We start from the raw sequence: 12,890 nt of genomic DNA, 5'->3' as shown, positions 1-12,890 counted from the left end.
TGGTGGGCTCAGACTTATGGGCGGGTCATGAGCAGGGTGAGGGGGCTACGGAAAGTGGAGGACGGCATCCACGGCAATTGCTCCTGGGTCAGCCGATAGGCGGGCACCGCCTTGTGGAATTCCTCAAAGGCGATCCGGGTTGCCATGCGCGCAATCACCGAGCCCAGGCAGGCATGGACACCACCGCCGAAACCGAGGTGGCCCCTGGGTTTGCGGTCGATATCGTACACGTCGGGATTGGGGAACTGGCGTTCGTCCCGATTGCCGGCGCCGTAGGCGAGGCAGACGAAATCTCCCTGGCGCATCACCTGTCCGTGCATTTCCACATCCCGGGTCAGGCAGCGCCGGAAGCGCTGGGCCGAGGTGTTGAAACGCAGGGATTCCTCGATGGCATCGACCAGCAGGGCGGGGTTGGCCACGCAGCGCTGTTGCGCCTCGGGGTGGGTGGCCAGGTTGTAGGCGAACATGGACATGAAGCCGCCCAGGGATTCGATCCCGGCCATGATCAGGGTGGTGGTGGTCAGCAGGACTTCGTTTTCGGTGAGCCGGTCGCCGTCGATTTCCGCCATGCTGAAGTGGGAAATCAAGTCATCCTTGGGGTTGGCGCGGCGCTCGGCGATGACCTTGGCGGCATAGCTGCGCATCCAATCGGAGGCGGCGATGTGCTGCGGCGCCTTGGCCCGGGTGACTGGATCCGACTGCACCATCAGCACCGCATTGTCGCGGACGACCTGCTCATCGCCCATGGGCAGGCCCAGGGCGGCGAACAACACGCGGACGGCGAACTTCGAGGAAAAGTCGGCGATGAAGTCGAACTCCTTGACGTCGCCGATTTCCGCCACCGCAGTCTTGGCGATCTCGCGCATGGGATCGCCCAGGCCCTCCAGGTTGCGGCGGGCAAAGGCGTGTTGCACCAGCCCGCGCAGGCGGTCATGGCGGGGGGGGTCGGTGGTGCCCAGGGTCGAGCCGGCCCGGTTCGGCAGCTCGGTCATCAGGTTGCCTTGGGCGGAGGAATAGGTCTGCCAATCGCCAAGGGCCGCCATGATGTCCGCGTAGCGGGACAGCACCCACATATTGGCTTCCTTGCTCCAGAAGCAGGGATGATCGTCGCGCAAGACCTTGTAGAAGGGGAAGGGATCGGCGTCCACCGCCGGTGAGTAGGGATCGAAACTGAACATGGTGTCTCCTCTATTGTTCTTCGCCATGAGCCATGGCTTGATGGCGATATTAGGAGGCACGGTGCCGGCAAGGAATGGACGATCCGGATAAAAAATTGTACTTTCTTGACATCTCATCTAATTGCTTCGGTGGTTCCCATGCGGGCAGTGCAAGACACGTCCATTCCTTCCTTTGCCCTCTACGGTGACCACGCCGGCGGTTCTGCGTCGGAATTGGACTTTGTGCACATCGAGGACATCCGGAGCCGGAGCGAACGCTATCAGTGGGAGATCGACACCCACGTGCATCACGCCCTGTTCCAGGTGTTGTGTCTGCTGTCGGGTGGAGGCGAGGCGACCATCGATGATCGATCCGTCGCCATCGGCGACGCCAGCGTCGTGGTCATTCCGCCGGGGACGGTACATGCGTTCCAATTCCAGCCAGGGACCCATGGCTATGTGCTGACCATTGCCGAACCCCTATTGTTTGCCCAGTGCTTTTCCCGCCCCATGTTGATGACCTTGGCCCATGACCCGGCCCAGCGGCTGGGGCGGATCATGGCGGAAATCAGCGTGGAGTTCAGTTGGCCCCAGCCCAAGCGGACGCAGATGTTGGAGTTGCTGGTCAGGACCGTCCTGCTGTTGTTGGAGCGGCAACAGCAGGACGGGGGCGAGCCACCGATGCACAGCGAGCTGTTTGAACGCTTTCGACGCCTGCTGGAAGAACACTTCAGCGAACAGTGGACGGTGGACCGCTATGCCGCTGCCTTGATCGTCACCGCCACCAAGTTGAACCGTCTCTGCCGCAGCATCAGCGGCAAAAGCGCCTTCGAACTGGTCCAGGAGCGGCTGTTGCTGGAAGCCAAGCGCCGCCTGCTGTACGTCAATATCCCCGTGTCCTTGCTGGCCTATGAGCTAGGTTTTCGCGATCCCGCCTACTTTTGCCGTTTCTTCAAGAAACACACCGGGATGCGGCCCTCGGCGTATCGCCAGCAACGCCAACTGGGAGGACCGGGCTAGGGCGTTCCCTTGTCCAGCCCGGTCTTGGCCTCCGGCGCCAGGTGGTCGCGCACGACGCTGCGCACCAGTTCGATAAGGGCCTGTTGCGTCGCGGTGACCTGGCGGTGGGAATTGATGGCCAGGGACAACTTGGTGCTCAGGCCCTTCGCGTCCATGGAACGCAGGGTCAGATCCGGCGATTGGGCAAGGTGGCCGACCGCGCTCCGAGGCAACACGGCATGGCCGAATCCCTCGGCCACCAGGTCGAGAATGGCGCCGACACCGTCCACCTCGAAGGCGATGGTCGGCCGCAGCCCCTTGTCCGCCAACTCGCCTTCGATCAGCATGCGGATGGCGTTGGGACGGCTCGGCATGATCAGGGGAAAGCCGGGCAGATCGGTCACCTTGATCGATTGCGGCAAGGTCGCGGCGTGGGAGGCGCCGTGATTGGGGGAGACCAGCAGCAACTCTTCGTCGATCAGGGGTTCCAGGTCGATGTCCGGCGACGGGGTCGCGTTATAGACCAGGGCCATGTCGAGGCGGCCGGAAATCAGCGATTCCTGCATGGAGGTGCTGAGGCCCTCGCGGATGGCCAGGGTCGCGGCCGGCATGCGGTTCTTGAATTCGCGGAAGATGGTCGCCGCCAGCAGCCGCAACAGGCTGGGGGGAAGGCCCAGGGCCACGCTGCCGATCAGCGCGCCGCGGGAGCGCCCCATTTCTTCCCGTAGCCGCTCCACCTGGTGAAGGATGCCCCGTCCGTACTCCAGCAACACGTTGCCGGCATCGGTGGCCGTGACGCCGCGGCCATTGCGCAGCAACAGGTTCTGGCCGAACTCCAGTTCCAGTAGACGCACCTGCCGGCTCAGGGCGGGCTGGGCAATATCCAGCACGATGGCGGCGCGGGTGAAGCTTCTTTGCTCGACCACGCAGACGAAATACTCCAATTGTTTTAAATCCATGCTATTCCTATAACAACTTTTTATATCAGCTAGTATGGCGCATAGCTTACGACAGGAATAGACCCCCGCCAGAATCCAGGTCATGGAAATTGCTATCCCGACCCTATTCATGCGCGGCGGCACCTCTCGCGGACCGTTTTTCCGCGAGTCCGACCTGCCTATGGACATCGCCAGCCGCGATAGAGTTCTGTTGGCCGTCATGGGATCCCCGGACCGCCGGCAGATCGACGGTTTGGGCGGGGCCCATCCGCTGACCAGCAAGGTCGGCATCGTGCGGCCCAGTACCAGCCCCGGCGTGGCCTTGGATTTCTTGTTCGCCCAGCTCCAGCCGGACAAGAACACGGTGGACACCACCCCCAACTGCGGCAACATGTTGGCGGCCGTGGTGCCCTTCGCCCTCGAAAGCGGCATGATCCAGGCGGACGGGGAGCGGACCACGGTCCGGGTGCTGACGCTGAACACGGGCATGCAGTCCGATATCACCGTGGAAACCCCCAATGGCCGGGTCAATTACAGCGGCGACGCCCATATCGACGGCGTTCCCGGCACCTCGGCCCCCATCACCATCAACTTCCTCGATACCGCCGGATCCGTCTGCTCGGGCCTGCTGCCCACGGGCAACGTCCAGGACATTATCGATGGCGTCGCCGTCACCTGCATCGATAACGGGATGCCCCTGGTCATTTTCCGCGCCGAGGCGGTGGGTCGCAGCGGTTATGAAACCGTGGCCGAATTGAATGGCGACGTCGAGCTCAAGGCCCGTATCGAGCGCTTGCGCATTGCCTGTGGTCACGTCATGGGCCTGGGCGACGTCAGCGAAAAGAACTACCCGAAGATGACTCTGATCGCCCCGCCCCGGGACGGCGGCAACATCTGCACCCGCAGTTTCATTCCCCATGTCTGCCATGACGCCATCGGCGTGTTGGCGGCCGTGACGGTGGGTACCGCCTGCGTGCTGCCGGGTTCGGTGACCGAGGGCATCGCCATCGTGCCGGCGGGCACGGACAAGCGGATTTCCGTTGAACACCCCACCGGCGAATTCAGCGTGGAACTGGCGGTGGATCCCGCCAATCCCCAGAACGTGCTGAAAGCCGGGCTGGTGCGCACGGCGCGGCTGATCATGCGCGGTGAGGTGATGGTTCCCGCCAGCGCCTGGCCCGAGCGTGCGGGTAATTGATGAAAGCAACAGGACACACGATATGAACACCCCCATCCCCAAGAAAACACAAGTCGCCATCATCGGCGCCGGTCCTTCCGGCCTGCTGTTGGGACAATTGCTCCACAAGGCCGGCATCGACGCGGTCGTTCTCGAACGCCAGACCGGTGACTACGTGTTGAGCCGGATCCGTGCCGGTGTGCTCGAACAGGTCTGCATCGACTTGATGGACGAGGCCGGCGTCGGCGAGCGCATGCACCGGGAAGGCTTGATCCACGGCGGCTTCGAAATGCTGTGTGCCGGCAAGCGCCATCGGGTGGACATGAACAAGCTCACCGGCGGCAAGAACGTCATGGTCTATGGCCAGACCGAACTGACCCGCGACCTGATGGAAGCCCGTAGCGGCGCGAACCTACCCACCGTGTACGAGGCCAAGGATGTGGCCATCCACGGCTTCGACACGACCAAGCCTCGGGTCACCTTTTCCAAGGATGGGGTATCCCATGAACTGGAATGCGACTTCATCGCCGGTTGCGATGGCTTCCACGGCGTGTGCCGGGCCAGCGTGCCCCGCTCGGCCATCCGCGAGTACGAAAAGGTCTACCCCTTCGGTTGGCTGGGCCTGCTGTCGGACACGCCCCCCGTCTCCGATGAATTGATCTATGTGAACAGCCCGCGGGGTTTTGCCCTGTGTTCCCAGCGCAGCAAGACCCGCAGCCGTTATTACCTGCAAGTCCCCCTGACCGACCGCATTGAGGAATGGACCGACGAGGCCTTCTGGCAGGAGCTGCGCTTGCGCCTGGACGACGAGGGCCGGGAAAAGCTGGTCACCGGACCGTCCCTGGAAAAGAGCATCGCGCCGCTCCGTTCCTTCGTCACCGAGCCCCTGCGTTTCGGTCGTCTGTTCCTGGCGGGTGACGCTGGCCATATCGTGCCGCCCACCGGCGCCAAGGGCCTCAACCTGGCAGCCACCGACGTCAAGTATCTGTCCAGCGCCATCATCGAGTTCTATCAGGAACGCAGCGAAGCCGGCATCGACCACTACTCCGCCCGTTGCCTGCGGAGAATCTGGAAAGCCGAGCGCTTCTCCTGGTGGTTCACCACCCTGATGCACCGCTTCCCGGAGGATGGCCCCATCGCCGCCAAGTTCCAGGAGTCCGAACTGGACTACCTGTTCCACTCCGAAGCCGGCGCCCGTTCCATTGCCGAAAACTACGTGGGACTGCCCCTGGATTTTGGCGAGTAATCCCCCCATTGCCAGCGAAAACCCGGTCCCACCCTCGCCCGAGGGTGGGCGCTTGATAACCTGCAAGGACGTTTCATGACAGCAAATCGGCCGCTCGATGTACAGGCCTTCCTCGACGAGCATCCCTTCTCCGGCTTCCAGTGGGTGGTCTTTGCCCTGTGCTTTTTCATCATGCTGCTGGACGGTTTCGACACGGCGGCCATCGGCTATATCGCCCCTTCCCTCCTCAAGGAGTGGGGCATTGCCAAACCCGCCCTGGCGCCGGTGTTGAGCGCGGCCCTGTTCGGCCTCGCCGCCGGCGGCCTGATGGCCGGCCCCTTGGCCGATCGTTTCGGCCGCAAGCGGGTCATCACCGCCTCGGTGCTGATCTTCGGCATCGGCTGCCTGGCCTCCGCCATCGTCGGCGACCTCCAGGGGCTTGTCATCATGCGTTTCGTCACCGGCCTCGGCCTGGGTTCCGCGATGCCCAATGCGGTGACCCTGATGAGCGAGTACGTACCCACTTCGCGCCGTGCCATCATCACCAACGCCATGTTCTGCGGTTTTCCTCTCGGTGCGGCCTTCGGCGGCTTCCTCGCGGCGTGGATGATTCCCATCTGGGGTTGGCGTAGCGTGCTGCTGCTGGGCGGTCTTGCCCCCATGGTGCTGACGATCGTGCTGCTGGCCCGCTTGCCGGAGTCGGTGCGCTACATGGTGGCCCACCACTATCCGGTGGAGCGCATTCGCGCCGTGCTGGCCCGAATCTCGGCCGCCGCCGCCGGTGCCAGCGCCTTTGTTCTGAACGAGAACAAGGTCGCCGGCGACGTGGGCCGCAAGGGCCTGTCCATGGTCATGTCGCGCGGCTACCTGGTCGGCACCCTGATGTTGTGGATCGCCTACTTCATGGGCCTGGTGATTTTCTACTCCCTGATCAACTGGATGCCGGTGTTGTTCAAGGACGCCGGCCTCGATCCCAAGGACGCCACCCTGATTTCCGCTCTTTTCCCCCTGGGCGGTGTCGGCGCCATTTTCAGCGGCATGCTGATGGATCGCTTCAACGCCAACCGCGTCGTCGCGGCCTGCTTCGGCCTGACGGCTTTTGCGATTTTCGCCATCGGCCAAACCGCCGGCAACGTGGCCTTGCTGGTGACCATCGTTTTCGCCGCCGGTGTCTTCATGAACACGGCGCAATCCTCCATGGGCGCCCTGGCCGCCGGTTTCTACCCGACGGCGGGTCGTGCCACGGGGGTTTCCTGGATGCTGGGCATCGGTCGCTTCGGCGGCATCGCCGGTTCCTTCCTGGTGGCGGAACTGGCTGCCCGCCAACTGAGTTTCGGCGGCATCTTCGCCGTGGTGTCCATTGCCGGCACCCTGGCCGCCCTTGCCTTGCTCATCAAGCAAATGGCTCATCCCGAAACGCCGGCGGAGCACGAAGTTGCTCTACAAGAAGCCCTTGGCCGCTGACCCAAACATTAAAGGAGAAAATCCGTGATCATCGACATCCACGGCCACTACACCACTGCCCCCAAGGCGCTTGAGGATTGGCGGAATCGGCAAATCGCCGGACTCAAGGATCCGAGCCAGGCCCCCAAGGTTGCTGAACTGATTCTCAGCGACGACGATCTGCGCCAGACCATCGAGGCCAACCAGTTGCGCCTGATGAAGGAACGGGGCGCGGACCTGACCATTTTCAGTCCCCGTGCCAGCTTCATGGCCCACCATATCGGCGACTTCAATACCTCGTCCACCTGGGCCGCCATTTGCAACGAGCTTTGCTACCGGGTGTCGCAGTTGTTCCCCGACCATTTCATCGGCGCCGCCATGTTGCCCCAGTCGCCGGGGGTGGATCCCAAGACCTGCATTCCCGAGCTGGAAAAGTGCGTCAAGGAATACGGCTTCGTCGGCATCAACCTGAACCCTGATCCCTCCGGTGGCCACTGGACCAGCCCGCCCCTGACCGATCGTCACTGGTATCCCATCTACGAAAAAATGGTGGAGTACGACATCCCGGCGATGATCCACGTCAGCACCAGCTGCAATGCCTGCTTCCACACCACGGGCGCCCACTACATCAACGCCGACACCACGGCGGTGATGCAACTGATCCAGGGCGACCTGTTCAAGGACTTCCCCTCCCTCAAGTTCGTCATTCCCCACGGCGGCGGCGCGGCACCCTACCACTGGGGCCGTTATCGCGGCCTGGCCCAGGAGCTGAAGAAGCCCCTGCTCGACGAGCACCTGCTGAACAACATCTTCTTCGACACCTGCGTCTATCACCAGCCCGGCATCGACCTGCTGACCAAGGTCATTCCGGTCAAGAACGTCTTGTTTGCCTCCGAGATGATCGGCGCCGTGCGCGGCATCGATCCCCAGACCGGCAATTACTACGACGACACCAAGCGCTACATCGAGGCGGCCAACCTGACCGCCGAGGAGCGCCACATGATCTACGAAGGCAATGCCCGCCGCGTTTACGCACGGCTGGATACCGCACTGAAGGCCCGGGGCCGTTAAGCATAAGGAGAAACCGACATGAGCCTGAACAATCTCGGCATCGTCAAACGCAACATCGTCCGCGCCGATGCGGCAGCCGTGGCCAAGCTTGGACGCTTCGGCGTGGCCACCATCCACGAGGCGATGGGGCGCGTCGGCCTGATGAAACCGACCATCCGCCCGATCTATACCGGCGCCCACCTGTGTGGCACGGCCGTGACCGTGCTGCTCCAGCCCGGCGACAACTGGATGCTGCACGTCGCCGCCGAGCAGCTACAGCCAGGCGATGTGTGCGTGGCGGCCTGCACCGCCGACAGCACCGACGGCTTCTTCGGCGACCTGCTCGCCACTTCCTACAAATCCCGTGGCGCCAAGGGCCTGATCATCGACGGCGGCGTGCGCGACGTGAAGGATCTCACCGCGATGGGCTTCCCCGTCTTCAGTCGTGCCATCCATGCCAAGGGCTGCACCCGCGCCACCCTGGGTTCGGTGAACATCCCGGTCGTCTGTGCCGGTGCCATGGTCAATCCGGGCGACGTGGTGGTGGCCGACGATGACGGAGTCGTCGTCGTCCCGGCCGCCGTCGCCCAGCAGGTGGCCGATGCCGCCGAGGCCCGGGAGAACAACGAGACCGCCAAGCGCGAGCGTTTTGCCGCCGGCGAGCTCGGGCTCGACATGTACAGCCTGCGCGAGCCCCTGGCCAAGGCCGGCCTCAAGTACATCGACTGAATTCTCCTCCACTCCCCGCGCGCCCTTGCAAATACTCCGATGAGCGATATGCAATTCACCAAGACCCCCGGTTGGCTCGACTGGTACGCCGGCCCGTCCAAACCCCAGTTTCAACTCCCCCCCGGGGCGGTGGACGCCCATTGCCACGTATTTGGCCCCGGCGCCGAATTCCCCTACGCCCCGGAGCGCAAATACACGCCCTGCGACGCCAGCAAGCAGCAGCTATATGCCCTGCGCGACCACCTGGGCTTCAGCCGCAACGTCGTGGTCCAAGCCACCTGCCATGGCGCCGACAATCGGGCCATGGTGGACGCCCTGGTGCACAGCGGCGGCAAGGCGCGCGGCGTGGCGACGGTGAAGCGCAGCATCAGCGACGAGGAACTGCTACAGTTGCACGCCGCCGGCGTGCGCGGCGTGCGCTTCAATTTCGTCAAGCGCCTGGTGGACTTCACGCCCCGGGACGAGTTGATGGAAATCGCCGGCCGCATCGCCAAGCTGGGCTGGCACGTGGTGATCTATTTCGAGGCGGTGGACCTGCCCGAGTTGTGGGACTTTTTCACCTCCCTGCCCACCGTGGTGGTGGTGGACCACATGGGACGGCCCGACGTCAGCAAGCCCGTGGACGGCCCTGAATTCTCCCTGTTCCTCAAGTTCATGCGCGACAACCCCAATGTCTGGAGCAAGGTCAGTTGCCCCGAGCGTCTCTCCGTCACGGGCCCCCGCGCCCTGGACGGCGAGCGCAACGCCTATGTCGACGTGGTTCCCTTCGCCCGGCGCGTGGTGGAAGCGTTCCCCGACCGCGTGTTGTGGGGGACGGACTGGCCCCATCCCAACCTGAAGGACCACATGCCCGATGACGGCTTGCTGGTGGACTTCATTCCCCACATCGCACCCACCGCCGAGTTGCAGCGCAAGCTGTTGGTGGACAATCCGATGCGGCTCTACTGGCCGGAGGAGGTCTGAGCCATGGCGCTCGACAAACCCTATAAGGACGTTCCCGGAACGATCATTTTCGATGCCGAGCAATCGCGCAAGGGCTATTGGCTCAACCAGTTCTGCATGTCCCTGATGAAGGCCGAGAACCGTGCCCGTTTCAAGGCCGACGAGCAGGCCTATCTCGATGAATGGCCGATGACCGAGGAGCAGAAACAGGCGGTGCTGGCCCGCGATCTGAACTGGTGCATGCAGACCGGCGGCAACATTTATTTCCTGGCCAAGATCGGTGCCACCGACGGCAAGAGCTTCCAACAGATGGCCGGCTCGATGACCGGTATGAGCGAAGAGGAGTACCGCAACATGATGATCGCCGGCGGCCGTTCCCCGGAAGGGAACCGCTACCTCGGCGAGGACGGCGATGCCCAACCGCAACACCAGCCGCAAGGGTCGGCCGGACAGAAAGGACGCGCATAAATGGCCCGCATCACCGCCTCCGTTTACACCTCCCACGTACCGGCCATCGGCGCCGCCCTCGACCTGGGCAAGAGCGGCGAGGATTACTGGAAGCCGGTCTTCGCCGGCTACGATTTCGGCAAGCAATGGATCAAGGAAAACAAGCCCGACGTGATTTTCCTGGTCTATAACGACCACGCCACGGCCTTTTCCCTGGACCTGATCCCGACCTTCGCTCTTGGCACCGGCGCCAGCTTCATCCCGGCCGACGAGGGCTGGGGCCCGCGTCCGGTGCCGGTGGTGGAGGGGCACCCGGAACTTGCCGCCCACATCGCGCAGTCCGTCATCCAGGACGATTTCGACCTGACCCTGGTGAACAAGATGGAAGTGGACCACGGCCTGACCGTCCCCCTATCCCTGATGTTCGGCCAGCCCGATGCCTGGCCGTGCAAGGTCATTCCCTTCGCGGTCAATGTCGTGCAGTACCCGGTGCCCTCCGGCCGCCGCTGCTTCCAGATCGGCCAGGCCATCCGCCGTGCGGTGGAATCCTTCGACGACGACCTCAAGGTCCAGATCTGGGGTACCGGCGGCATGAGCCATCAATTGCAAGGGCCCCGTGCCGGCCTCATCAATCAGCCGTGGGACAATGCCTTCCTTGACCGCCTGATCGCCGATCCGGCCGGTTTGGCGCAAATGCCGCACATCGACTATGTGCGCGAAGCCGGTTCCGAGGGCATCGAACTGGTGATGTGGCTGATCGCCCGTGGCGCCATGAGCGATGTGGCTGGCGGCCCGGCGCCCATCGTCAAGCAACGCTTCTACCATGTGCCCGCATCCAATACGGCCGTGGGCCATCTGATTCTGGAGAACAAGTAAATGAGCAAAACCGTCAAGATCGCCTTGGCCGGTGCCGGTGCCTTCGGCATCAAGCACCTGGACGGGCTGAAGAACATCCCCGGCGTGGAAGTGGTGTCCCTGATCAGCCGCGACCTCGAGAAGACCAAGGAAGTGGCGGCCAAGTACGGCATCGGCCATGTCGCCACGGAACTGGAAGAGAGCCTGGCCCTGCCCGAAGTGGATGCCGTCATCCTGTGCACACCGACCCAAATGCACGCGGCGCAGAGCATCGCCTGCCTCAAGGCGGGCAAACACGTACAAGTGGAAATTCCCCTCTGCGACGTGCTGAAGGAGGGCGAGGAAGTGGTGCGCCTGCAAAAGGAAACCGGGCTCGTTGCCATGTGCGGCCACACCCGCCGCTTCAATCCCAGCCACCAGTACGTACACAAGAAGATCCAGGCCGGCGAGTTCAACATCCAGCAGATGGACGTGCAGACCTACTTCTTCCGCCGCACCAACATGAACGCCCTGGGCCAGCCCCGTAGCTGGACCGACCATCTGCTCTGGCACCACGCCGCCCACACGGTGGACCTGTTCGCCTACCAGTGCGGCAGCCCCATCGTGAAGGCCAATGCCATCCAGGGCCCGATCCACCCGAGCCTGGGCATCGCCATGGACATGAGCATCCAGTTGCAGGCCGCCAACGGTGCCATCTGCACTCTGTCCCTGTCCTTCAACAACGATGGCCCCCTGGGCACCTTCTTCCGCTACATCGGCGACACCGCCACCTACATCGCCCGCTACGACGATCTGGTGAACGGCAAGGAAGAAAAAATCGACGTTTCCCAGGTGGATGTGTCCATGAACGGCATCGAATTGCAGGACCGGGAATTCGTCGCCGCCATCCGCGAGGGCCGCGAGCCCAACGCCAGCGTGGCCAGCGTCCTGCCCTGCTATCAAGTGCTGCACCAGCTTGAACAGCAATTGAAATAAGCCGCATCATTCGCGCGTAAGCTTGTGGCGGACCGGTCAGGTCCGCCACAATTTTGCCTGCCCGTTCCCCCGGCGGAATGGGTGTCCAAAGGAAAGAGAAAGCATGACCCTAAAAATTCTGGTCCCGATCAAGCGGGTGGTGGATTACAACGTGAAGGTCCGCGTGAAGGCGGACAATTCGGCGGTGGATCTGGACAACGTCAAGATGTCGATGAACCCCTTCGACGAGATTGCCGTGGAAGAAGCCGTGCGCCTGAAGGAGTCGGGGGCTGCTGGCGAAGTGGTGGTGGTGACCTGCGGCACGGCCGCCGCCCAGGACATCCTGCGGGCCGCCATGGCCATGGGCGCCGACCGGGCCATCCTGGTGGAAACCGCCGAGGAACTGCAACCCCTGGCCGTGGCCAAGCTGCTCAAGGCCGTCGCCGCCAAGGAACAACCCGGCCTGGTGATCTGCGGCAAACAAGCCATCGACGATGATGCCAACCAGACCGGCCAGATGCTGGCCGCCCTGCAAGGCTGGCCCCAGGCCACCTTCGCCTCCAAGGTCGTCCTGGCGGACGGCAAAGCTACCGTCACCCGGGAAGTGGATGGCGGCCTGGAAACCCTCGCCGTCACCCTGCCGGCGGTGATCAGCACCGACCTGCGGCTGAACGAACCCCGCTACGCCACCCTGCCCAACATCATGAAGGCCAAGAAAAAACCCCTGGACACCCTGGCCGCCGCCGACCTGGGCGCAGACATCGCCCCGCGCCTGACCACCCGCAGCGTCAGCGAACCGCCCAAGCGCAGCGCCGGCATCCGCGTCGCCGACGTCGCCCAGCTGGTGGACAAGCTGAAGAACGAAGCCAAGGTCATCTGAGGGGAACGAACATGAGCATTCTGGTTATTGCCGAACACGACAACGCCACGCTGAAAGCCGGCACCCGCAACACCCTGACCGCCGCCCGCAAACT

The 12,890-nt window shown here is 63.4% G+C and carries 13 protein-coding genes; 11 read left to right on the top strand and 2 right to left on the bottom strand.

The window, feature by feature from the left end; translation table 11 throughout:
- Positions 1–14 precede the first annotated feature (14 nt).
- Complete coding sequence (locus tag ACYQ2U_RS05060; protein ID WP_459949261.1) at positions 15–1,178, bottom strand: cytochrome P450; 1,164 nt, start codon at positions 1,176–1,178, stop codon at positions 15–17.
- 138 nt (positions 1,179–1,316) lie between these two features.
- Between ACYQ2U_RS05060 and ACYQ2U_RS05055 the strand changes: the two genes are divergently transcribed.
- Positions 1,317–2,177, top strand: coding sequence for a helix-turn-helix domain-containing protein (locus ACYQ2U_RS05055; protein ID WP_459949260.1), 861 nt, complete (start codon positions 1,317–1,319; stop codon positions 2,175–2,177).
- Here the strand turns inward: ACYQ2U_RS05055 and ACYQ2U_RS05050 are convergent.
- Positions 2,174–3,115: a LysR family transcriptional regulator gene (locus ACYQ2U_RS05050; protein ID WP_459949259.1), complete on the bottom strand. Its 942-nt coding sequence runs from the start codon at positions 3,113–3,115 to the stop codon at positions 2,174–2,176. The two genes, ACYQ2U_RS05055 and ACYQ2U_RS05050, sit on opposite strands and share 4 nt — an antisense overlap.
- Positions 3,116–3,197: 82 nt before the next feature.
- Here ACYQ2U_RS05050 and ACYQ2U_RS05045 point away from each other — a divergent pair, with 82 nt between their 5' ends.
- The 10 genes from ACYQ2U_RS05045 (at position 3,198) to ACYQ2U_RS05000 (ending at position 12,796) form a co-directional block, all read left to right on the top strand.
- On the top strand, positions 3,198–4,292 hold the full coding sequence (locus tag ACYQ2U_RS05045) for a 4-oxalomesaconate tautomerase (protein WP_459949258.1): 1,095 nt from the start codon (positions 3,198–3,200) through the stop codon (positions 4,290–4,292).
- A 22-nt stretch (positions 4,293–4,314) separates the two neighbouring features.
- Positions 4,315–5,517: a 4-hydroxybenzoate 3-monooxygenase gene (pobA, locus tag ACYQ2U_RS05040; RefSeq protein ID WP_459949257.1), complete on the top strand. Its 1,203-nt coding sequence runs from the start codon at positions 4,315–4,317 to the stop codon at positions 5,515–5,517.
- A 75-nt stretch (positions 5,518–5,592) separates the two neighbouring features.
- A complete protein-coding gene (locus ACYQ2U_RS05035) occupies positions 5,593–6,960 on the top strand; it encodes an MFS transporter (RefSeq protein WP_459949256.1) in 1,368 nt (455 codons plus the stop codon).
- Between the two features lie 24 nt (positions 6,961–6,984).
- Positions 6,985–8,010 (top strand): amidohydrolase family protein, encoded by a 1,026-nt coding sequence (locus ACYQ2U_RS05030; RefSeq protein WP_459949255.1) that lies wholly within the window; start codon positions 6,985–6,987, stop codon positions 8,008–8,010.
- Between the two features lie 18 nt (positions 8,011–8,028).
- Positions 8,029–8,718 (top strand): 4-carboxy-4-hydroxy-2-oxoadipate aldolase/oxaloacetate decarboxylase, encoded by a 690-nt coding sequence (ligK, locus tag ACYQ2U_RS05025; RefSeq protein ID WP_459949254.1) that lies wholly within the window; start codon positions 8,029–8,031, stop codon positions 8,716–8,718.
- A gap of 39 nt (positions 8,719–8,757) precedes the next feature.
- Positions 8,758–9,681, top strand: coding sequence for an amidohydrolase family protein (locus tag ACYQ2U_RS05020; protein WP_459949253.1), 924 nt, complete (start codon positions 8,758–8,760; stop codon positions 9,679–9,681).
- Between the two features lie 3 nt (positions 9,682–9,684).
- Positions 9,685–10,128 carry a protocatechuate 4,5-dioxygenase subunit alpha gene (gene ligA, locus ACYQ2U_RS05015; RefSeq protein ID WP_459949252.1) on the top strand — a complete coding sequence of 148 codons (444 nt, stop codon included), beginning with the start codon at positions 9,685–9,687 and terminating at the stop codon, positions 10,126–10,128.
- Positions 10,129–10,983, top strand: coding sequence for a class III extradiol dioxygenase subunit beta (locus ACYQ2U_RS05010; RefSeq protein ID WP_459949251.1), 855 nt, complete (start codon positions 10,129–10,131; stop codon positions 10,981–10,983).
- A complete protein-coding gene (locus ACYQ2U_RS05005; RefSeq protein ID WP_459949250.1) occupies positions 10,984–11,937 on the top strand; it encodes a Gfo/Idh/MocA family oxidoreductase in 954 nt (317 codons plus the stop codon).
- A 103-nt stretch (positions 11,938–12,040) separates the two neighbouring features.
- Positions 12,041–12,796, top strand: coding sequence for an electron transfer flavoprotein subunit beta/FixA family protein (locus ACYQ2U_RS05000; RefSeq protein WP_459949249.1), 756 nt, complete (start codon positions 12,041–12,043; stop codon positions 12,794–12,796).
- The last annotated feature ends 94 nt before the right edge of the window (positions 12,797–12,890 follow it).

This window comes from Denitratisoma sp. agr-D3 (assembly GCF_054658675.1).
This window is presented reverse-complemented; position numbering and strand designations above follow the sequence as displayed.